The organism is Polaromonas sp. (assembly GCF_012927485.1).
In the GTDB taxonomy this organism is placed as follows: domain Bacteria; phylum Pseudomonadota; class Gammaproteobacteria; order Burkholderiales; family Burkholderiaceae_C; genus Polaromonas.
This window is the reverse complement of record NZ_JABBPC010000020.1, coordinates 98,372-117,922: the sequence shown is the minus strand read 5'-3', so window position 1 is coordinate 117,922 and position 19,551 is coordinate 98,372. Positions and strand designations below refer to the sequence as shown.

Below are 19,551 nucleotides of genomic sequence, written 5' to 3'. Positions count from 1 at the left end.
AAGGGTTAGGCGGCCTGGGAAACTTGAGGTAGAGCGACGGCGCTAAAACGCGCCGCGTTGGCGGCGGCTTTAAAGGGCTCAGCGCCTACCCGGCGCAGCGTGGCGATAAAGGTTTCTTGCTTGTCGTGAACCGTCAGGCGCTCGGCACGGTAGGTATTGAGCACCGCTTCTATCACTTCGGGCACTTCGGCGGCCGAAAACGAGGGGCCGACCACTTTTCCGGTCGCGGCTGCGCCCGAGAGCGTGGAGCCGTCCGAGCCGCCCAGGGTAATCTGGTACCACTCCTTGCCATCCTTGTCGACGCCCAGAATGCCGATGTGTCCGCTATGGTGGTGTCCGCAGGAGTTGATGCAGCCGCTGATGTGCAGGTCGATCTCGCCCAGGTCGTGCAGCTCGTCGAGGTCCTGATAGCGCTGCGTAATCGCTTCGGTCAGAGGGAGTGAGCGCGCATTGGCCAGCGAGCAGAAATCGCCGCCGGGGCAGGCGATCATGTCGGTTAGCAAACGAATATTGGGTCGGGCAAAGCCGGCTTTGCGAGCGGCTTCCCAGAGTTCCGATAGCTGGCTGTAAGGCACCCAGGGCAGCACGAGATTCTGGTCATGCGTGACACGCGCTTCGCCCGCGCTGAACTGATCAGCAAGCTGGGCGGCCAGTTCAAGCTGACCCGCTGTGGCATCGCCGGGCGCTCGACCCAGGCGCTTAAAAGACAAGGTGACGATGCGCAGGTCCAGATTTTTATGCGGTGCCACGTTTTGCTTCAGCCAGCGCGAGAATTCGAGGTGGTCGTCCGCCGCCGCGCGCAGCAGCTTGGACCCACTGGTCTCGGCCGCGCTGCGGGGAGCATCCAGGTGGGGCGCCACAAACGAGGCGGAAACCCGGTCGAACTCGGTCTGGCTGATGGTGTGCGGTGCCCCATCCAATTCCACAATATCCCGGTATTCGGCTTCCACCTGATCAATGAAGTTTTGCCCTTCGGCCTTGACCAGAATCTTGATGCGCGCCTTGTAAATGTTGTCGCGGCGGCCGAAGCGGTTATAGGCCCGTACGATGGCTTCCAGGTAATTGAGGATCTGCGTCCATGGCAAAAAATCGCGTATCGTGATGGCCAGCACCGGCGTGCGGCCCATGCCGCCGCCTACCAACACCTTGAACCCCAGCGCACCCTCGACATTTTTGATGAGGTGAAGACCGACGTCGTGCCAGGTGGTGGCTGCACGGTCTTCGAGTGCCCCGGTAATGGCTACCTTGAACTTACGCGGTAAAAAGGCAAATTCAGGATGCAGCGTGCTCCATTGGCGCATGATTTCAGCGAAAGGGCGGGGGTCGGCAATCTCGTCGACGGCAATGCCCGCGCGCTCGTCGCTGGTGATGTTGCGAATGCAGTTGCCGCTGGTCTGGATGCCATGCATATTGACGCTGGCCAGCAGGTCCATCACATCGGCCGACTTGTCGAGCGGAATCCAGTTGTACTGCACGTTCTGGCGCGTCGTGAAATGTGCGTAGCCGCTGCTGAGTTTTGACTGCACGGACTGACCGTTTTTCAGGGGAATAGCGCCGAGCTTTTCCTGGATGGCCTGCGCATTTTCGAACAGTGCGTCGTTCGGCTGGTCGTAGTCGCGGGCGATTTTAGCCAGCACACGCAGTTGAGCAGTGGAAAGTTCGCCATAAGGCACGGCCACCCGCAACATGGGCGCATAGCGTTGCACATACCAGCCGTTTTGCAACCGAAGGGGCCGAAATTCTTCTTCAGGCAATTGACCCGCCTGCCAGCGCGTTAGCTGATCACGGTATTGGCTGGCCCGGGCCTTGACAAATTGGCGATCGAATTCTGTGTATTGGTACATGGTCTCGAAGAGTAAACGGGGGCTATGTCGGTTTGAATGAAAGATGAAATCGAAGCGGGCTAAATGGAAATAAGCTTGACGCCCGCATAGGCCAGAAGACCTGACAGCAGTGACCGGATGACGCGGTCAGGTGTTCTGCGCATCAGCTGTGAGCCCAGCCAAATTCCGGGCAGCGATCCAGCCAGCAGCTTGAGTAGCAACGGCCAGTCTACCGAGCCGATGGAGGCGTGCCCGAGACCCGCCACAAGAGTGAGGGGGACCGCATGGGCAATGTCGGCCGCCACGATGCGCGGTAGGGGCAGGGCGGGGTACAGCATCATCAAAACAATCACACCAATAGCTCCCGCGCCGACGGAGCTGATCGTGACCAGTGTGCCGATGACCGCGCCGAAAAGCACCGGTTGCACCCAGTGGCGGGCCTGGGTAGCCTGACCCAGTCGCTCGGGCGGGATGTATACAGGCACGGCTTTACCGCGCAACACCTTGTAAAACGTTGCGGCCGCTGTCAACAACAGCGCCAAGCCCAGGGTGGTGGTCATGATCGTCTGGGTTGCAGGGTTGGTCGGACCAAGGCGCCGCAACACAAACAGGGTGATCAGCGAGGCAGGAAGGCTTCCGGCGGCAAGCTGACCCACGATGCGCCAATCCACAATCCGTGCGCGTCCCAGGCTGATCGTGCCGCCCATTTTTGTGAAAGCGGCGAACAGCAGATCGGTCCCAATGGCCAAATGGGGTTTGACGCCGAAAACGAAGATCAGGATCGGCGTCATCAAGGAGCCGCCCCCCACCCCTGTAAGCCCCACTACGAGGCCCACGACAAATCCGGCAAAGACAAAGGCAAATTCATGCATAGACCCGAAAATGTAAAGGCACTGGTTATGAAACCTAACTACACATTTGTTCTTCCTTTATGCAGATAAGCTTATTCGCAAGGCTTTATGCGGGTTTGGCAGGATTTTTGGGTACTCAGCGCGCGTGCCCGCTAAAACTAAAGACCGGACCAGGGCAGGGCTTTCTATTCAGAAACCGCAGTCGCTGGTACAGTCCGTGCTCTTAAAGGTGGGGCTCCCGGCGAGCGCCTACCCGGTATGTTGTTTCCCTTGTTTGGAGAAAACCGTGAAATGTACAAAATCTGCCGTCGTAGGCGTTTTGTTAGGGATGGCAACCGTTACAGGGCTGCTGGCGCAGACCGCCGCAAAAACGCCGATCAAAATCGGGGAAATTAATAGCTATTCGACCATGCCGCAGTTCACACAGCCCTACCGCCAGGGCTGGCAACTTGCGGTAGAGGAGATTAATGTGTCCGGAGGTCTGCTTGGCCGCAAGGTCGAAGTGATTGCTCGGGATGATGCAGGCAAACCTGAAGAGGCGTTGCGCCACGCCGTAGAGCTGACTTCCAACGAAAAGGTGGATGTTCTAGCGGGTGGTTTTTTGTCCAACGTGGGGCTGGCGCTGGCCGATTACGCGAAGAAAAACAAGAAGGTGTTTATTGCCAGTGAGCCGCTGACCGATGCCCTGGTGTGGGAAAAAGGCAATCGCTACACCTTTCGCCTTCGCCCCAGCACTTACATGCAGGCCGCCATGCTGGTGGAAGAGGCCGCCAAGCTCCCCGCCAAGCGCTGGGCAACCATAGCGCCCAACTACGAATATGGCCAAAGTGCGGTCGCCAGCTTCAAGGAGCTGCTCATGGCCAAGCGCCCGGATGTGACGTTTGTAAGTGAGCAGTGGCCCGCGTTGGGCAAGCTTGAGGCCGGTACCACGCTGCAGGCCACGATGCAGTCCAAGCCCGATGCAATCTTTAACGTGACTTTTGGTGCCGACCTGGCCAAGCTGGTACGGGAAGGTAACCAGCGCGGCATCTTTCCCAAGACCCCCGTGGTATCGCTGTTATCGGGCGAGCCCGAATACCTGGAGGTACTGAAAGGCGAAACGCCAAAGGGCTGGATAGTGACGGGCTATCCCTGGGATCAAATCGACTCGCGCGAGCACGCGAGTTTTGCAGCCAGTTACTACCGCCGCTTCAGCGAGTATCCAAAAGTTGGCTCAGTGGTTGGCTACGCCACCATGCAAGCCATTTTTTCAGCCATAAAAAAAGCCAATTCAACCGACAGTGAAAAGCTGGTGACGGCGCTGCGCGGCCTGAAATTCTCCACACCGTTCGGCCCGGCCGAATTCCGTGCCATTGACCACCAGTCCACGATGGGTGCCTACGTGGGCAAGCTGAGTTTGCGCGGCAATAAGGGCACCATGGTGCAGTGGCGCTACGCGGACGGCAAGGCCTATTTACCGAGCGATGCCTATGTGAAAGCCCGGCGGCCGGCAGATGCGATGAAGTAAGAAAACGCTAAAACGTTATTTTCTTAAATTTCCTGAATTTTCAGAGGGCTGCGCGAGCCGACGTATTGCGGCCGTAGCGCATCGGCCAAGCGCTGCTCTATTGGCAAGGGCTCTGCATGAAGTTCGGCGGCGAGCAGTTCTCCGCATAGCGCGGCAAACGTCAGGCCGCGCGAGCCCATGCCGCTGCAGACCCATAAGTTAGGCTGGTCCAACGGCCCCAGCGAAGGCAGTCGGCTCGGCGTTGCGCAGCGAACTCCGGCCCATGCGTTGACTTTGCCACCTTCAAATTGCGCGGCCAGATGGCCTGCGGCTGCAGGGAGCAAGCGCTTTAATTTGCGAAAATTTTCCTGTTCGTCTGCGGCTCGAATTTCAATCCTGGGATTGTCTCGCTCATAGCTGGAGCCGCTAACCCATGCGAACGCGCCTGAACCGTCACTTAAAGGCATGGCCGGAATCAGGCTGCCATGGCCATTGACCGGGAAATCCGGCAATGCGGCCACAGTTCCCGGCGCATGCGTAGCCCACGATGCCTGACCCCGAATCGCTTGCAGGGCCAGCTCGCGCGATCCAATAAGGCCCGCCGCTTCGGCCAACGCCTGGCTCCCATAACCGGCAGCCAGGACCACCAGTTCGGCGCGTGCCAGCTCCCGCCCCGCCGCGTCCAGCAGCTGCCACCACTCTTCTTGCCGAACCAGTTGCTCGACCGCCGCATCGCCACGCCATTCAACACCGGGTGTCGCCAGCCACGCCTGAACCAGACTCGCTGGCTTGATCCAGCCGGCCCGCACATGCCAAAGAGCAGGCGCGTCGGGCGGCAGGCCGCAGTGCGCCAGCTGCTCCGTCGTTGCAGGCCGTGTCCAGTCGCTCGCGGCTGCGGTTAAGTCCTGTTCGTGTTCCTGCGTGGGCTTCTGCAGCCAGGCCGCGGGCAGCTTGCGCGCGTGTTCCACACAGTGCTCCAGCACGCCTGTGGGATTCCAGTCGCGACCCGCCTGGAGCAGCGTGCCGGCCTGTTGAAGCATGGCGCGAATGCCGCCGCGCGACAGGCGCGACAGCAGGCTGTCGTCAGATGACACATGAGGTACCAGCGCGCCCGCCGGCAGGCCCGATGCGCCGGCGGCAGGCGTCGCGCCCGCGTCCAGCACGACGACCTGCCAGCCGCGGCGTGCCAAGCTCGCTGCCACTGCGGCACCGGCCAAGCCCGAACCAATCACAACGCAACTGGCGGCGGGTCGAGCCGCGCCTAAAGGCGATGAAGCCGCTCGTGCATGGGCTTTTTTGGGTTCCCAAGTCGGGTCGAAGCTGCCCTGAAGCTTGTCGCGTTTGGGAGGAGTTCCCGGCGTTTTCATCATCACGAAACCACATTGCGCCAGCGCATCGCGCACGCTGCGCGCCACTGTCCAGGTGGCTACGCGTGTGCCGCGTCGGCAACAGCGCGCCACCGCCTTGAGCGTATGGATATCCCAGATGCCAGGGTTAAGTTGCGGGCTAAATCCGTCGAGATAAACGGAGTCGGCTTGAAACCTGTGCTCGCGCAGCATCGCTTTGGCATCCCCGATGCACAGCGTCAGCAACACCTGGCCACCTTCGAAAGCCAAGCGGTGAAATCCTGGCAACAAGCCCCAGAGTTGACTTTGCAGCTGCTCGGCAAGGGGCAATAATTCCGGGTGGGAGAGGGCACCGCGCAACACGTCCTCCGCGCTGGCCGGGAAGGCCTCGGTCGAAACGAAATGCAGTAGGCGAGGGCGTAGAGGGTCTGCCTTCCAGGCCTGCCATGCCACAAAAAAATTCAAACCAAGCCCAAAACCGGTTTCCAGGATGCACCATCGGGGCGCATTCCCCCAAGCGGCAGGTAAGCCGCAGCCTTTTAAAAAAACGTCGCGGGATTGATCCAGCCCGCCGAACTCGCCCCGGTAGCGGTCGCCAAAGCGGGGGCTGTGAGGACTGCCGCCAAGCGTGCCGTCGTCGAGCCACTCAATGGGTTCGCGCATCCGTAGGTCTCAAGGAAGTCGTGGAAATGTCGGCCCGGGCTCAGACGCTGGGAGGCACGTAGCCTTGCACCACATCGGCGCCGTCACCAAAAAAGTGCTTTTCCATCTGCCGCGCCAAGTACTGGCGCGCGCGCGCATCCGCCAGATTGAGTCGGTTTTCATTCACCAGCATGGTTTGCTGTTTCATCCAGTCAGCCCAGGCCTCTTTACTGACCTCTTCCCACAGGCGTTTGCCCAGTGGACCGGGATACGGCGGAAAGTCCAGACCTTCCGCTTCTTTGCCGAGTTTGATGCATTTAACGAGGCGTGCCATGTGTGTTGTACTTCCGTGAAAATGAGGTTTTAGGTGTTTTCAATATAAAGAACTGAAGTTTTATTCGTTCTTTTCTTGGGTGGACGATTCAAGAATCCCACGGTGAATGACTTCCCCGTAAGTGCAAAAGAAAAAACTAGATCGAGAAAGTCAATCCTGACCACACACCGCCATTTTATGAAGGTTTCCAGTCCCCGAGCCTGTGCTGATGTTATGGCAGGGTTTGCGCGGAAGAACGAGCCCCTGGCAGGTGCAAAAGATCTCTCCAGACACGAGACAAACACGAAAACCGTTTTGGCGGTAAAATACCGTTCCAAGCATAGAGAGTAAGCGCAACTAGCTATAGAAATTATAGCGGTTATTGCTGCCAAGCCGGGCTGAAAGCAGGCTCGGTATGACCGTAACGATAGCAAGCTTCCCGCTCCTAAGTGCTTGTATTTTGGGAAAAAAGCCCCAGATCCTGTTTATGAATGCCATCAAACCACACTCTCACAAAACTGATCTGACAGTGACCCACGTACTGGCCGAGTTGCTGGAACGGCTGGAGCGCAGTGCCGAACCGGTCGGCGCAGAACAGTATCGCTCTGTGGTCCTGCACCTAGTCAACGAGCTAGGCGAGGTTGAGTCCGGCAAGGCGCTGGGTGCCTTGCTGGATACCCATCCGGCCGCCGCAGAGTTGTACGAAAACGTCAATTATGAGTATGCGGGTCTTTGCCGCTCGGCACTGGATGTATCTCTTGCTGCAGAGCGGCAGGCTAAAGAGGCCATCGACAAGGCCATGAATCGTTCAACCACTTAATCCAAGGAAGATCCAAATTATGGCAAGAGCTGATGCAAAAACCGCCGTCCTCGCCGACGGCCTGCGCTACAAATCAAAGGTATCAGGTTCGCCGTTTGCTGCAACCACTTCTTTTGGCGCAGCCACCATGTCGTGTTTTATGTGCGGCAAACATCGCGCCCGCTCCCTGATGGGCACGCGAAAGGTGTTGGGCAAGTCCCAAGCCGTGTGCTCGCCTTCCTGCAAAGCGCTGGATGAAGCGCTGGAAAATCCCGCTGGCTAATCGTTAGAGCCGGATTTACCGATCCTGGTTGTGACCGATTGATTCCAATGCGGCCAAAGCGCATACTTTGTTGACTGCCTCTAAAAGTACAGTTGAAAGGTAATCTTCATGACCGCTCCCGCCAAGCAGGAACCCCTGCTAAAGCCTGACGAGGCCACTGATCACATTCGTGGCCCCGCGTCCGCCCGTGTCACACTCCTTGAGTACGGCGACTTCGAGTGCCCATCCTGCCTTCAAGCCTATGTGGCGTTGAAGGTCATGCTTCCGCATTTTGGCAGTCAAGTGCGGTTTGTCTTTCGACACTTTCCATTACGGGAGGCGCATCCTCATGCTGAACTTGCGGCCGAAGCAGCGGAAGCCGCGGGCGCCCAAGGTAAATTCTGGCCGATGTACGAGCTACTTTTTACCCATCAACAACATCTCAAGGAAAAGCAGTTGCTGGACTATGCGGGGCAGGTAGGACTGGATATGCCGAGTTACCAGAACGCGATGAGCGACCACGTTTACTTGCAGCGCGTGCAGGAGCACCTGCTCGGCGGGCACCATCTGGGCTTGCGCTCGACACCAGCGTTTTATGTCAACGGCGTGCTTACGGATGTTTCGTTTGGCTTGCAGCATTTGCACGAGGCGATAGAAAAGGCGCTGGCGGGCAGCTAGCGGCCGCGTGCACCGCCGGACGCGGGCTTGGCTTGATAATCGAGTGCTTCCGAATCACCTCTGCAAGGGGTGCGATCGCAGACACCAGCCCGCACTGACCCCTCAAACACTTTAGGATTTCTCCGTGAGAAAAACGTATCGATTGAATATTGAAGGCAAGAATCGTGACCGCTTGCTGGAAGCCAGTAAACACGATATCCGCAAGTACGTTAAACGGGAACGCAGCCGGGCGTTGCCGGCAGGCGCTGACTTCTGGGACTTCGATTGCAAGTTCGGCACCAGCGAAGCCACAGCGGAGGTGGTCCATTTCGCCGCGCTCATCGGCTTAATCGACACGCTAGCCCAGGATGGTGGTGAGCAATTTTATGTCGAGGTTGTGACCAAACACGGCCAGCGGACAGCCAGGCCGCGCGAGGTTGCTGACAGCGAAGTGGATAGTGACTAGGGCCCAGCATAGGACGCTCGGCGACCTACCCTTTGTGCTGTAGTTGGTCGCGGGCCGCAGCTTCGCGCAGTTTGTCTTTTTTACTTGGACGTTTGCCCTTGATGCCACCATTCGATGCAGGCGCGCCCAAAAAATTCTCGGTGTCAACAGGTTCAAAACCAGCAATTTGTTCTCGTGGCACGCTGATGTGCTGCCGCTTTTCGATCAGCCGAAAGTGAGCTGAAGTGTCGGCACTCAAGAAGCTGACAGCCACGCCGCTTTCGCCCGCCCGTCCCGTTCGTCCAATGCGATGCGTATAGTCAACGGCGGAGCGCGGGAGGTCGTAGTTCACCACCACGGGCAGTTGTGCAATGTCAAGGCCGCGGGCGGCAACATCGGTAGCCACCACTACCTGCAAGATTTCCAGCTTGAAGTCCTGCAAAACTTGGTTTCTTTTTCCTTGGCTCAGCTCGCCATGAAAAGGCTCCGCCTCAATGTCGGCTTTGCGTAGCTTGTCGGCCACTATTTCGGCGGCATGCTTGGTCGCTACAAATACCAGCACTCGGCTCCAGCCTTCGCTTTGTATCAAATGGCGCAGTAACTGGGTTCGCCGTGGAGCATCGACTTCAATAGCTCGCTGCACGATATCCGGGACAGTTTGCGGCTCCGCCCGTACTTCAATTCGGAGAGGGGTGCGCAGCATGCTTTCCGCCAGCGACTCAATGGCAGGCGGAAATGTGGCCGAGAAGAACAGGTTTTGGCGCAGCACCGGCAATAACCCAATAATGCGGCCCAACTCCTCACCGAAACCCAAGTCCAGCAGGCGGTCGGCTTCGTCCAGCACCAGCGTGTTGACTGTCGCGATATTCAGGGCGTTGTGGTCGATCAGATCCAACAGACGGCCTGGTGTGCCCACCACAATGTCGGCACCACCGCGCAGGTTCATCATTTGCGGATTAATGGACACGCCGCCAAACACTACGGCAACCTTCACCCGTTGTGGCAAATATTTGGACAGGCTGACGATGGATTCCCCTACCTGCGCCGCTAGCTCGCGCGTCGGCACCACGACCAGCCCGGAGACGCGTCGCGGTGCTTGTGTCGGCAGCTCCGCCAGTCGTTGCAGCATAGGCAAGGCAAAGGCGGCTGTTTTGCCAGAACCCGTTTGAGCCGAACCCACCACATCGCGCCCGTCCAGAATCGCGGGAATTGCCGCCGACTGAATGGCGGTGGGTGCGAGGTAGCCTTTTTCAGCAAAGACGCGCAGCAAGGCGGGTAATAACGCGGGCGAAAAGCCCAATGAAGAAAATGGCATAAGCGGGGGCTTTGAAAAAAGGTGAAGTGAGCGCGCTTCAAGACCGTGAACGCGATGGCACAAGCAAACTGGGCAATCGTTGTCTGATAGAGAATGCGTAAGTTGCGAGATGAGCCGCACTCCTGCCAGAATCTGTAATTTTAAGCCCCGAGCTTGATGCTCGCTACCGGCCCGAAGAATCTGCGGGGGCGAAAAATTTGAAGGTGAGGAATTCCCGCCGCTAACGCTAGGCGCAGAAAACAGATCGAGTGGTACGGTTTGGTGGTGCGGCATTCGGCGGGCGAACTTCACGGCGTAGAGTCTGACACGGCGTTACAGGCCTTGCCTGATAGCTACACGGCCGCGACGGAGTTGCATGAGAATGTGGTGTCCACCAACGTTCTGGACCGGGCGGTGAGCCCTGAGTGTCGAGTCAAGAAAGCGATGAGCGCGCCATGCGCCAACCCTATAAAGGATTTTTCAATGATCAAGGCTGAATCGAAAACTGCTGTCATCCTGGGCGGGATGCGACGCAACACTCAAACAAGCTGCCCGATGACTTCAGGTTTGACCCGGGATGCGCGATGACTGATTCTTTGCATATTGTCTGCCCGCACTGCCACACCACGAACCGCGTGAAACGCGCCGACTTGGCGAATACACCCGATTGCGGCAGCTGCCACCGGCCCTTATTTACGAAACATCCAATAGGGCTTGATGAAGCGGCGTTTGAACGCCACATTTCGCGCAATCAGATCCCGGTGCTAGTCGATTTCTGGGCGCCGTGGTGCGGCCCGTGCCTGCAAATGGCACCCGCTTACGAGCAGGCTGCGGCTCAGCTGGAGCCAGAGGTTCGCGTTGCCAAGGTAAATACCGAAGAAGCCAAAAGTCTGGGCGCCAAGTTCAATATTCGCAGTATTCCCACGCTGGCCCTCTTTATCGGTGGCCGCGAAGTGGCGCGCCAGGCCGGTGCCATGGGCGCAGCAGACATCGTGCGCTGGACGCGTTCGCACTTGCCTTGAAGCGTGCGGGAGTCGGAGCGGCTGGCTATCGCTTCTGCGTAAGGAGCACTATTTGGCTCAATGCAATCAGGCCGATTACGACAAAGCACACGAAAGACCAGTTGGCAATAGAGCCGCCCAAAAAGGTCCAATCCACTTTGATGCAATCGCCGCTGCCCTTGAAAATCATGGGAATGGCGCGCTGCAGCGGAAAAGTTTCGATCATTCCGTAAAAGTCCCTGCCACAGGATGCAAATTCAGGGGGGTACCACTGTAGCCAGCTTTGGCGGGCCGCCACAAACCCACCAAAGCCCGACAGCAACACCAGCAGGCCAGAACCTGCGATCAACGCTGATTTTTTATTCGTCATGGCGGTAACGCCTGAAACAAGGGCAATCAGCACCAACGCGTAACGCTGCACGATGCACATGGGGCAGGGCTCAAGACCCGCCACATGCTGTAAATACAGTCCAAAAGCCAGCAGTGCCACGCAGGCTAAAGCGACCAGTGCCAACACGCGACGCGGCGCACCTAATAAATTTAAAAGCATCAAATTCCTTCCCCAGCATCAATAAACACGCGGGCTTTGCGCGGCGTCAGTACTAGCATATCGCCCTCGCTCAGACCCATTTCCCTATATTGTTGCGCAGGAATTTGCGCTTCAATTAATCGATCATCAATCGAATTGTCCGGCTGTTGGTAAGGTTCGGAAGGAATAAGTTCCAGTCTGGCAATGGGCCCGATCACAATCGCACGGCTGAGCTGTGCGTTGATGCCCTGCGCCCCTGGAGAATACCGCTCCACCTTGAAGTCGTGCGGGCGCACGTAGGCAAAGGCTTTGGCGTTTTGCGCACCGCTGTTCTCAGGGGAATCCAGCCGCAGGCCTTCGATAAGCACCTCTCCCTCATGAGCCCGGGCATGAAACAAGTTCACGTCACCCAGAAAGCCATAGACAAACGGGCTGGCCGGATGGTCCCACACCTGCTGAGGAGAACCGATCTGCTCCACCTTGCCTGCGTTCATCAGCACCACGCGGTCGGCCACTTCCAGGGCTTCCTCCTGGTCGTGGGTCACAAAAATGCTGGTGACATGGAGGTCGTCATGCAAACGGCGTAACCAGCGGCGCAGTTCCTTTCGCACCTTGGCGTCGAGCGCGCCAAAAGGTTCGTCAAGCAACAGGACCCTGGGCTCTACGGCCAACGCACGGGCCAAAGCAATCCGCTGGCGCTGGCCACCGGAAAGCTGGGAAGGAAACCGGTCGGCCAACCAGTCCAACTGCACCAGGTTGAGCAGCGAATGCACTTTCTCCTTGATCTGCTTTTCACTTGGGCGCTGTCCACGGGGCTTGACGCGCAAGCCGAAAGCGACGTTCTCAAACACCGTCATATGCCGAAAGAGCGCGTAATGCTGGAACACAAAACCGACGTGTCGCTCACGCACATGCACATCCGTAGTGTCTTGCCCATTGAACAGGATGCTGCCCTGATCTGGTGTTTCCAGGCCGGCGATGATGCGCAGCAGCGTGGTCTTGCCGCAGCCTGACGGCCCAAGCAACGCGACAAGTTCGCCTGCTTCAATATCCAGGCTCACGTCACTTAGCGCTTGAAAGTGGCCGAAGTTTTTGCTGACGTTCCGAATTTCGATACCCATGATGGTTCCTTTAGTGGGCAATCGCAACGGGGCTGTGCACGGCCGGTTGCGGCCGCTCTGGCGGCACAGCCGCCGCAGCTTTCATTTCAGCTTCTTGGCGCCATTCAGCCACTGCCTTGATGACTAGCGTGACCAGCGCCAGAATGGCCAACAGCGACGCCACGGCAAAGGCCGCGACTGACTGGTAGTCGTTGTACAAAATCTCCACGTGCAGAGGTAAGGTGTTAGTTTGTCCGCGAATGTGGCCTGAGACCACTGACACCGCGCCAAATTCACCCATGGCGCGCGCGTTGCACAAGATCACGCCGTAAATCAGGCCCCATTTGATGTTGGGTAGGGTGACATGCCAAAAAGTCTGCCAGCCTGTGGCGCCCAGCACAATGGCGGCTTGCTCTTCGTCATTGCCTTGCGCCTCCATCAGCGGAATAAGCTCCCGGGCGATGAAGGGAAAGGTCACAAACACAGTCGCCAGCACAATGCCCGGAACGGCAAAAATAATCTTGATGTCATGCGCTTGTAACCATGGCCCAAACCAGCCCTGCGCGCCGAACAGCAGCACATACATCAGGCCGGCTACAACCGGTGAGATCGAAAATGGCAGATCGACCAATGTGGTCAGGAACGACTTGCCGCGAAACTCGTACTTGGCGATAGCCCAGGCCGCCGCCACACCAAACACCAGATTGAGCGGCACAGAAATTACTGCAGCAAGCAACGTAAGCTGGATCGCCGACCAGGCGTCGGGTTCTTTCAGGGCGGCTAGATAAGCGCCGAAGCCTTTGCGCAAGGCTTCGGTGAATACGGCTGCTAGAGGGAGCACCAGAAATAGCAGCGCAAAAAGAAGCGCGACTGCAATCAATGCATAGCGCACCCAAGGCGCCTCGGTCGTTCCGGCCTTCCCATGGCCCATTGGTGGTGACGACGAACCACTCATGCCACAGATCCGGTTTTGCGGCGCTGCCAAGCTTGCAATGCGTTGATGACTAACAGCAGAAGGAAGGACATTACCAGCAGCACCACCGCCACCGCCGTAGCCCCCGCGAAGTCGTACTGCTCCAGTTTGCCGATGATGATGAGCGGCGTGATTTCAGAGATCATGGGCATATTGCCAGCAATGAAGATTACCGAGCCATACTCGCCGATGGCGCGTGCAAACGCCATCGCAAAGCCTGTCAGCAAGGCCGGCGCAATGTGTGGAAAAATCACCTTGGTAAAGATCTGCAAACGCGTGGCGCCTAACGAAGAGGCTGCTTCCTCCAGTTCTTTTTCGGCATCTTCAAGCACGGGCTGAACGGTGCGCACCACAAATGGCAAACCAATAAATATCAATGCGATCACGATGCCTGCAGGCGTGAACGCCAGTTTGATGCCCAACGGTTCCAGATACTGGCCGATCCAGCCATTCCCTGCCAGCAGCGCCGTGAGGGAGATGCCGGCGACGGCGGTCGGCAGCGCAAACGGCAAGTCCACCAGCGCGTCCAGCATCTTTTTACCGGGAAACTTGTAGCGCACGAGCACCCACGCCAAGAGCAGGCCAAATACGAGGTTGACCAGCGCGGCGATCAGCGACGCACCAAATGTGAGGCGATAAGACGCCAGCACACGCGGCGACGTGACAGCCAACCAGAATTGCTCCCAAGTAAGGGTGAAGGTTTTGAAAAAGAGCGCCGAGATCGGGATCAGAACAATCAGGCTGAGGTACAACACCGTGTAGCCCAGCGTAAGCCTGAAGCCGGGCAGCACGCGTTTTGTCGGTCTTTTAGCGGCTTTACCACCCAAGCCCGCTGGCGCCGTATGAGGCGGCGCACCAGAAGACAGAGTCGTCATGCCTTACTTGACGGTATAGAGCTTGTCGAATTGCCCGCCGTCGTTAAAGTGGACTTTCTGGGCTTCGCTCAACGAGCCGAACATCTCTTGTACGGTAAAAAGCTGTACAGGTTTAAACGTGCTGGCATATTTTTTTAGTACCGACTGGGAACGCGGCCGCATCGCGTGTTTGGCCGCGATTTCCTGGCCTTCATCCGAGTAGAGGTAATCCAGGTAAGCTTTGGCCAAAGCCGCCGTGCCTTTTTTGGCAACGGTGCGCTCCACGACTGCCACGGGATTTTCAGCCAGAATACTGATGGACGGGTAGACCGCATCCACCTTGCCTTCGCCAAATTCTTTGTTGACCGACACCACTTCAGATTCGAACGTGATCAGCACATCGCCAATATTGCGCTGTAGGAAAGTGGTGGTCGCATCGCGACCTCCCTTGCCCAGAACGGGCACGTTTTTGTACAACTTACCCACAAACTGGGCGGCCTGGAGGTCGCTAGCGCCTTTCTTCTTGGCATAACCCCAGGCCGCAAGATAGGTGTAGCGACCATTGCCGCCCGTTTTTGGGTTGACCACAATCACCTGAATACCGGGCTTAATCAAATCGTCCCAGTCCTTGATGCTTTTGGGATTGCCCTTGCGCACCAAAAACAACATGGTCGATGTGGTGGGCGAGGCATTATCCGGAAAGCGCTTGGCCCAGTCTTTGGCCACCACCCCAGCGTTAGCCAGAAACTCTACATCGGTAGAGGTGTTCATGGTCACCACATCCGCGTCCAGTCCGTCGGCCACAGAGCGTGCCACTGCGCTTGATCCGGCGTGAGACTGGTCGATCTTCACATCCTTGCCAGTCGTTTTCTTGTAATGGGCAATGAAGGCTGCGTTGTAGTCTTTGTAAAACTCGCGCGCCACGTCATACGATCCGTTGAGTAACGTTTGTGCGGAAGCGATGCTGCCGGTGACTAGAACAAGCGCTGCAAACGCGGTCTTTAATTTTGAGGTCATGTAGATTGAAAGTTGGAGACCAGGATGACTGGATGCTGCGTGATGCAGCACGGCCCCGCGCCGGGCCACTATTCGCGCTGCCCAAGTTCAAATGAGTAGCCGGGTGTCTATGCGCTGCAATTACTTATTAGGTTGAGGCGTTATGCGCAGATAGGGGCGCACTGTCTTGAAGCCTTTGGGAAAGCGCTGTGCAAGTTCAGCCGGATCCTGAATGCTGGGCACGATGACCACGTCGTCTCCGTCTTTCCAGTTGGCGGGCGTAGCGACTTTGTGGCTGTCGGTCAGTTGTAGCGAGTCGATCACGCGCAGAATCTCGTCGAAATTGCGGCCTGTGCTGGCAGGGTAAGTAAACGTCGTGCGAATCACCTTCTTCGGGTCGATGATGAATACGCTGCGTACGGTGGCGGTTGTAGATGCCTTGGGGTGAATCATGTCGTAGAGATTGCTGACGGTCTTGTCGGCATCCGCCAGGATAGGGAAGTTGACCGTGGTATTTTGCGTCTCGTTGATGTCGGCGATCCACTGGCCATGTTTGTCGAGCGGGTCTACGCTGACAGCTATTGGTTTGACATTGCGTTTGGCGAATTCACTGCTCAACGCTGCCGTCTTGCCGAGTTCAGTGGTGCAAACTGGCGTGAAATCGGCGGGATGGGAAAACAGGACTACCCAAGAATCACCGGCCCATTTATGGAACGAAATTTTGCCAGCGGTGGAGTCCTGCGTGAAGTCGGGGGCGGTGTCGCCGAGTCTTAAAGTCGCCATGAATTACTCCTTGAATTACTGAGGATAAAGGGAACTACTTCATTGTGAATGAGTAATTGTTAAAACTCAAAAGAATATATCGCTCTTAATTTATCTCGATAAGCGAATAAAGCGCAAAGCAAGGGGAGAAAGTCGATTTTTGACCTTAGCTCATCGCAGTACTCGGGCGTCGAAAGACCAGGAAGAAGCTATGCTTTTAATAGCAAACTAGACCGTTTTTAACGGGCTTCTGCCTAGTGATTTTTCTGGGTGAACCTCTACTGAATAATCCTGCGCTGGTCGAACTGCTCTGGGGCATCAAGCAGGCGGGCACCCGCTTCGGCGCGGCAGTCTAGTTTCATCACGCTGGTCTGGCTGCCGTAAATCAGCAAAAGAAAGTAGCGTGAAAATTTACTCTCGGCCCACCTGCAATACCAGCTTGCCAAAGTTCTCGCCATTGAAGAGTTTAAGCAGGGTCTCCGGGAATTTTTCCAGGCCATCCACCACGTCTTCCTTGCTTTTCATGGTGCCGTCTTTTAAGTAGCCTGCCATTTCTGCCACGCCGAGAGGGTAGCGGTCTGCGTAGTCGAATACCACAATGCCTTCCATGCGTGCCCGGTTTACCAGCAGCGACAGATAGTTGGCAGGCCCTTTCACCGGTGCGGTGTTGTTGTACTGGCTAATGGCGCCACAAATGATGACGCGTGCGCCTCTGGTAATTTTGGCCAACACCAGATCGAGAATCTCGCCGCCTACGTTGTCGAAGTAAATATCGACCCCCTTCGGGCATTGCTCTTTGAGTCCCGCCCGGACGTCACCGTTTTTATAGTCGATGCAGGCATCAAAACCCAGTTCCTTGACGACCCAATCGCACTTTGCTTTGCCGCCGGCGATACCGACCACACGGCAACCTTTGAGTTTGGCGATCTGCCCCACGGTCTGACCGACCGCACCAGCCGCGCCCGACACCACCACGGTTTCACCGGCTTTCGGTCGGCCCACTTCCAGTAAGCCAAAGTAACCCGTCATGCCAGGCATGCCCAGCACGTTGAGCCACGGCGTCAGACCAAGGCTTGGGTCAATCTTGAATATTCCGCTGCGCTTGATGGCCTCCTCCGGGATCAGGCAATATTCCTGCACATCTAGTCCTGCATTGACATAGTCACCCACGGCAAAGTCCGGATTGCGCGACGCCATCACTCTGCCCACACCGCCTGCCCGCATGACAGCGCCGATCGCCACCGGCTCGATATAGCTCTTGCCTTCGTTCATCCAGCCGCGCATGGCCGGATCGAGTGAAAGGTACAAGGTTTTAACCAATACGCCGCCGGGGCCGGGTTCGGCCACCGACTCACTGGTGAAGTTCCAGTTGGCGCGGGTGGGCAAGCCTACAGGGCGGCTAGCCAGGCGGACTTGATGGTTGGTCAATGCGGTGAGGACGCTCATGGGATGTCTCCGGGAATTGGGGTGTTGTCGAATGTCGGGATGGTAGCGGCGCCGACCTTGGCGGTCAGTCGCAAAGGCGATTCGGCGCGGCGTGATTGCGAGTGGCGCTAGCCAACAAAGGGCTTCGGGGCGCAATTCCTAGACTGTTTCAGTTTATGCTTTCGCCATGAAGCTGCACAACTATTTCCGGTCTTCCGCGTCTTTTCGGGTCCGAATAGCGCTTGAGCTCAAAGGGCTAAGCTACGAGTACATTCCCGTGCACCTCGCGAAGGGTGACCACACTAAAGAGCCCTACGCTACTTTGGCGGCTGACAGGCTGGTGCCGCTGCTCGAGGTAGACGGTGAAAAGCTGTCTCAATCCATGGCCATCATTGAATATCTTGACGAAAAGCACCCCGAGCCGGCCTTGTTGCCCGCCACTGCGATGGGTCGCGCCAAAGTGCGGGCGCTGGCCCAGACGATTGCCTGCGAACTTCACCCGCTCAACAACTTGCGCGTGCTCAAGTATTTGGTGAACGAACTCAAGGTTGCGCAAGAGGCGAAAAACATTTGGTACCGCCATTGGTGCCGCAACGGGCTGGAGGCCTTTGAGCGTCAGCTCAGCCAGCTTCCTGCCGCCCGTTATTGTTACGGCGACATCCCCACCCTGGCGGACTGCTGTCTGGTGCCGCAAATCTTCAACGCCCGGCGTTTCAATGCGGACCTTGACGGGCTGCCGCGCACCATGGCCTGCTTTAACGCTTGCATGACACTGCCCGCTTTCCAGAATGCGGAGCCCTCTGCCTGCCCAGACTATGAAGCGTGAAAAGCCAGGGTTTGTGTTGTGAACGCTAATTGGCTCACTCCGGACTGGCCCGCCCCTAAAAGCGTTCGGGCGGTGTTCACAACCCGAGTTGGCGGCGTGTCTGATGGGCCGTACGAGAGCCTGAATCTGGGCGATCATGTGGGTGACTCGGCCGGACAGGTGGCTGAAAATCGCGCCATACTGCAGCGTTCAATCGGGATCAAACCGGTCTTCCTCAAACAGGTACACGGTAGCGAAGTGCTCCTGCTTAACGCTGATTCCTCCAATAATCAGTCAGCCGACGCCTGCGTCACAGTGCAGCGCGGTCTCGCGTGCACCATCCTGGTGGCAGATTGCCTGCCGGTACTTTTAACCACTGAGGACGGCGCTGTGGTGGCCGCCGCGCATGCTGGTTGGCGCGGTCTGGCGGGCGTCGGCGGGGAAAGTGGCGAGAGTGTTCTGACGTCTGTTTACAAGTCATTTAAGGCTCAGGCAAGAATATACCGGGGACACTTAACGGTTAAAACAATCGCTTGGATGGGGCCTTGCATCGGGCCCTCGGCCTTTGAGGTCGGCCCCGAAGTCAAGGCGGCGTTTGAGACGGCACAACCCGGTGCAGAGCGCTTTTTTGTAGAAATTGGAGGCGGCAAGTACTTGGCTAATTTGCCGGCATTGGCCAGAATGCGCCTGCAGGCCCTCGGCATTACACAGATCTACGGCAACGATGGCAGCGCGTCCTGGTGCACCGTGAGCAACCCTTCAAAGTTTTTTTCCCACCGGCGCGACGCCGGCGTCAGCGGCAACGGCTTCGGGACCACGGGGCGACTGGCTGCCTGCATCTGGCTGGCCTGACGGGGCTTCACCCGCTGGTTCGATTGCGCCCGAGGCCTGCGCGGCCTCGATGCTCCCCTCATTTGCCGCTCGTTTGGCAACTTCCGCGGCCTCGCGTTTCTTGATCGCCTTGCTGCGTGCGGGTGCTCGCATTAGGTAAACCACCAATGCCACAGGCCCCGCGCCATAGAGTACAAAGGTGACCAGCGCCCCCAGCACCGTTCCGTTGCTGTTAGTGGCTTCGGCAACGCTCATCATGAGCACAACGTAGATCCAGGCAATAACGATCAAATACATAAAACTCTCGGCCTTGTCAGGAATTAAAAAGTAAATCCCACGATACTGAAGGTGAATGTC

General features: G+C 57.4%; 21 protein-coding genes. 8 read left to right on the top strand and 13 right to left on the bottom strand.

What is annotated here, in order from left to right:
* Positions 1 to 5: 5 nt before the first annotated feature.
* Both HHJ16_RS08640 and HHJ16_RS08635 read right to left on the bottom strand, forming a co-directional pair.
* Complete coding sequence (locus HHJ16_RS08640) at positions 6 to 1,844, bottom strand: nitrite/sulfite reductase (RefSeq protein ID WP_293642193.1); 1,839 nt, start codon at positions 1,842 to 1,844, stop codon at positions 6 to 8.
* Positions 1,845 to 1,903: 59 nt separating this feature from the next.
* Complete coding sequence (locus HHJ16_RS08635; RefSeq protein ID WP_293642192.1) at positions 1,904 to 2,695, bottom strand: sulfite exporter TauE/SafE family protein; 792 nt, start codon at positions 2,693 to 2,695, stop codon at positions 1,904 to 1,906.
* A gap of 307 nt (positions 2,696 to 3,002) precedes the next feature.
* Between HHJ16_RS08635 and HHJ16_RS08630 the strand changes: the two genes are divergently transcribed.
* The gene (locus tag HHJ16_RS08630; protein ID WP_293642216.1) at positions 3,003 to 4,181 is read left to right on the top strand and encodes an ABC transporter substrate-binding protein; all 1,179 of its coding nucleotides are present in this window, start codon (positions 3,003 to 3,005) and stop codon (positions 4,179 to 4,181) included.
* 23 nt (positions 4,182 to 4,204) lie between these two features.
* On the opposite strand, the gene mnmC is transcribed toward HHJ16_RS08630, so the two are convergent.
* Positions 4,205 to 6,169, bottom strand: a complete 1,965-nt coding sequence (mnmC, locus tag HHJ16_RS08625; protein ID WP_293642191.1) for an FAD-dependent 5-carboxymethylaminomethyl-2-thiouridine(34) oxidoreductase MnmC — start codon at positions 6,167 to 6,169, stop codon at positions 4,205 to 4,207.
* Between the two features lie 40 nt (positions 6,170 to 6,209).
* Entirely contained in the window at positions 6,210 to 6,482 is a 273-nt protein-coding gene (locus HHJ16_RS08620) for an oxidative damage protection protein (protein ID WP_293642190.1), read from the bottom strand.
* Positions 6,483 to 6,948: 466 nt separating this feature from the next.
* Here HHJ16_RS08620 and HHJ16_RS08615 point away from each other — a divergent pair, with 466 nt between their 5' ends.
* The 4 genes from HHJ16_RS08615 (at position 6,949) to HHJ16_RS08600 (ending at position 8,645) form a co-directional block, all read left to right on the top strand.
* On the top strand, positions 6,949 to 7,281 hold the full coding sequence (locus HHJ16_RS08615; RefSeq protein WP_293642189.1) for a hypothetical protein: 333 nt from the start codon (positions 6,949 to 6,951) through the stop codon (positions 7,279 to 7,281).
* Between the two features lie 19 nt (positions 7,282 to 7,300).
* The gene (locus HHJ16_RS08610) at positions 7,301 to 7,543 is read left to right on the top strand and encodes a hypothetical protein (RefSeq protein WP_293642188.1); all 243 of its coding nucleotides are present in this window, start codon (positions 7,301 to 7,303) and stop codon (positions 7,541 to 7,543) included.
* Between the two features lie 108 nt (positions 7,544 to 7,651).
* Positions 7,652 to 8,200, top strand: a complete 549-nt coding sequence (locus tag HHJ16_RS08605) for a thioredoxin domain-containing protein (RefSeq protein WP_293642187.1) — start codon at positions 7,652 to 7,654, stop codon at positions 8,198 to 8,200.
* A 124-nt stretch (positions 8,201 to 8,324) separates the two neighbouring features.
* Positions 8,325 to 8,645 (top strand): DUF6172 family protein, encoded by a 321-nt coding sequence (locus HHJ16_RS08600; RefSeq protein WP_293642186.1) that lies wholly within the window; start codon positions 8,325 to 8,327, stop codon positions 8,643 to 8,645.
* A gap of 25 nt (positions 8,646 to 8,670) precedes the next feature.
* On the opposite strand, the gene HHJ16_RS08595 is transcribed toward HHJ16_RS08600, so the two are convergent.
* The gene (locus HHJ16_RS08595; RefSeq protein ID WP_293642185.1) at positions 8,671 to 9,939 is read right to left on the bottom strand and encodes a DEAD/DEAH box helicase; all 1,269 of its coding nucleotides are present in this window, start codon (positions 9,937 to 9,939) and stop codon (positions 8,671 to 8,673) included.
* Between the two features lie 563 nt (positions 9,940 to 10,502).
* On the opposite strand from HHJ16_RS08595, the gene trxC reads away from it, so the two are divergent.
* Positions 10,503 to 10,940, top strand: a complete 438-nt coding sequence (gene trxC / locus HHJ16_RS08590) for a thioredoxin TrxC (RefSeq protein ID WP_293642184.1) — start codon at positions 10,503 to 10,505, stop codon at positions 10,938 to 10,940.
* Between the two features lie 25 nt (positions 10,941 to 10,965).
* Here the strand turns inward: trxC and HHJ16_RS08585 are convergent, their stop codons facing one another.
* The 7 genes from HHJ16_RS08585 to HHJ16_RS08555 all read right to left on the bottom strand — a co-directional run bounded on the left by HHJ16_RS08585 (position 10,966) and on the right by HHJ16_RS08555 (position 17,579).
* Positions 10,966 to 11,469 (bottom strand): disulfide bond formation protein B, encoded by a 504-nt coding sequence (locus HHJ16_RS08585; RefSeq protein ID WP_293642183.1) that lies wholly within the window; start codon positions 11,467 to 11,469, stop codon positions 10,966 to 10,968.
* Entirely contained in the window at positions 11,469 to 12,569 is a 1,101-nt protein-coding gene (locus HHJ16_RS08580; RefSeq protein ID WP_293642182.1) for a sulfate ABC transporter ATP-binding protein, read from the bottom strand. The genes HHJ16_RS08585 and HHJ16_RS08580 overlap by 1 nt, the downstream gene beginning before the upstream one ends.
* Positions 12,570 to 12,579: 10 nt before the next feature.
* On the bottom strand, positions 12,580 to 13,503 hold the full coding sequence (cysW, locus tag HHJ16_RS08575; RefSeq protein WP_293642181.1) for a sulfate ABC transporter permease subunit CysW: 924 nt from the start codon (positions 13,501 to 13,503) through the stop codon (positions 12,580 to 12,582).
* Positions 13,500 to 14,396, bottom strand: coding sequence for a sulfate ABC transporter permease subunit CysT (cysT, locus tag HHJ16_RS08570; protein ID WP_293642180.1), 897 nt, complete (start codon positions 14,394 to 14,396; stop codon positions 13,500 to 13,502). The genes cysW and cysT overlap by 4 nt, the downstream gene beginning before the upstream one ends.
* Before the next feature lie 3 nt (positions 14,397 to 14,399).
* Positions 14,400 to 15,392, bottom strand: a complete 993-nt coding sequence (locus HHJ16_RS08565; RefSeq protein WP_293642179.1) for a sulfate ABC transporter substrate-binding protein — start codon at positions 15,390 to 15,392, stop codon at positions 14,400 to 14,402.
* A 120-nt stretch (positions 15,393 to 15,512) separates the two neighbouring features.
* Positions 15,513 to 16,154 (bottom strand): peroxiredoxin, encoded by a 642-nt coding sequence (locus tag HHJ16_RS08560; protein ID WP_293642178.1) that lies wholly within the window; start codon positions 16,152 to 16,154, stop codon positions 15,513 to 15,515.
* Positions 16,155 to 16,544: 390 nt separating this feature from the next.
* Positions 16,545 to 17,579, bottom strand: coding sequence for an NADP-dependent oxidoreductase (locus HHJ16_RS08555; protein ID WP_293642177.1), 1,035 nt, complete (start codon positions 17,577 to 17,579; stop codon positions 16,545 to 16,547).
* A gap of 166 nt (positions 17,580 to 17,745) precedes the next feature.
* Here HHJ16_RS08555 and maiA point away from each other — a divergent pair, with 166 nt between their 5' ends.
* Together maiA and pgeF are read left to right on the top strand one after the other, a co-directional pair.
* Positions 17,746 to 18,384 (top strand): maleylacetoacetate isomerase, encoded by a 639-nt coding sequence (gene maiA / locus HHJ16_RS08550; RefSeq protein WP_293642176.1) that lies wholly within the window; start codon positions 17,746 to 17,748, stop codon positions 18,382 to 18,384.
* A gap of 18 nt (positions 18,385 to 18,402) precedes the next feature.
* Positions 18,403 to 19,215, top strand: coding sequence for a peptidoglycan editing factor PgeF (gene pgeF / locus HHJ16_RS08545; protein WP_293642175.1), 813 nt, complete (start codon positions 18,403 to 18,405; stop codon positions 19,213 to 19,215).
* On the opposite strand, the gene HHJ16_RS08540 is transcribed toward pgeF, so the two are convergent.
* A complete protein-coding gene (locus HHJ16_RS08540; RefSeq protein ID WP_293642174.1) occupies positions 19,123 to 19,491 on the bottom strand; it encodes a hypothetical protein in 369 nt (122 codons plus the stop codon). The two genes, pgeF and HHJ16_RS08540, sit on opposite strands and share 93 nt — an antisense overlap.
* Between the last annotated feature and the right edge of the window lie 60 nt (positions 19,492 to 19,551).

Bases quoted from the DNA above. Each gene is read 5' to 3' on its own strand.
- HHJ16_RS08585 (WP_293642183.1), bottom strand. From the start codon at position 11,469: ATGCTTTTAAATTTATTAGGTGCGCCGCGTCGCGTGTTGGCACTGGTC.
- trxC (WP_293642184.1), top strand. From the start codon at position 10,503: ATGACTGATTCTTTGCATATTGTCTGCCCGCACTGCCACACCACGAAC.
- HHJ16_RS08540 (WP_293642174.1), bottom strand. From the start codon at position 19,491: ATGTATTTGATCGTTATTGCCTGGATCTACGTTGTGCTCATGATGAGC.
- HHJ16_RS08630 (WP_293642216.1), top strand. From the start codon at position 3,003: ATGGCAACCGTTACAGGGCTGCTGGCGCAGACCGCCGCAAAAACGCCG.
- HHJ16_RS08580 (WP_293642182.1), bottom strand. From the start codon at position 12,569: ATGGGTATCGAAATTCGGAACGTCAGCAAAAACTTCGGCCACTTTCAA.
- maiA (WP_293642176.1), top strand. From the start codon at position 17,746: ATGAAGCTGCACAACTATTTCCGGTCTTCCGCGTCTTTTCGGGTCCGA.
- HHJ16_RS08595 (WP_293642185.1), bottom strand. From the start codon at position 9,939: ATGCCATTTTCTTCATTGGGCTTTTCGCCCGCGTTATTACCCGCCTTG.
- cysW (WP_293642181.1), bottom strand. From the start codon at position 13,503: ATGAGTGGTTCGTCGTCACCACCAATGGGCCATGGGAAGGCCGGAACG.
- HHJ16_RS08565 (WP_293642179.1), bottom strand. From the start codon at position 15,392: ATGACCTCAAAATTAAAGACCGCGTTTGCAGCGCTTGTTCTAGTCACC.
- HHJ16_RS08615 (WP_293642189.1), top strand. From the start codon at position 6,949: ATGAATGCCATCAAACCACACTCTCACAAAACTGATCTGACAGTGACC.
- HHJ16_RS08560 (WP_293642178.1), bottom strand. From the start codon at position 16,154: ATGGCGACTTTAAGACTCGGCGACACCGCCCCCGACTTCACGCAGGAC.
- cysT (WP_293642180.1), bottom strand. From the start codon at position 14,396: ATGACGACTCTGTCTTCTGGTGCGCCGCCTCATACGGCGCCAGCGGGC.
- HHJ16_RS08605 (WP_293642187.1), top strand. From the start codon at position 7,652: ATGACCGCTCCCGCCAAGCAGGAACCCCTGCTAAAGCCTGACGAGGCC.
- mnmC (WP_293642191.1), bottom strand. From the start codon at position 6,169: ATGCGCGAACCCATTGAGTGGCTCGACGACGGCACGCTTGGCGGCAGT.
- HHJ16_RS08640 (WP_293642193.1), bottom strand. From the start codon at position 1,844: ATGTACCAATACACAGAATTCGATCGCCAATTTGTCAAGGCCCGGGCC.
- HHJ16_RS08555 (WP_293642177.1), bottom strand. From the start codon at position 17,579: ATGAGCGTCCTCACCGCATTGACCAACCATCAAGTCCGCCTGGCTAGC.
- HHJ16_RS08610 (WP_293642188.1), top strand. From the start codon at position 7,301: ATGGCAAGAGCTGATGCAAAAACCGCCGTCCTCGCCGACGGCCTGCGC.
- HHJ16_RS08620 (WP_293642190.1), bottom strand. From the start codon at position 6,482: ATGGCACGCCTCGTTAAATGCATCAAACTCGGCAAAGAAGCGGAAGGT.
- HHJ16_RS08635 (WP_293642192.1), bottom strand. From the start codon at position 2,695: ATGCATGAATTTGCCTTTGTCTTTGCCGGATTTGTCGTGGGCCTCGTA.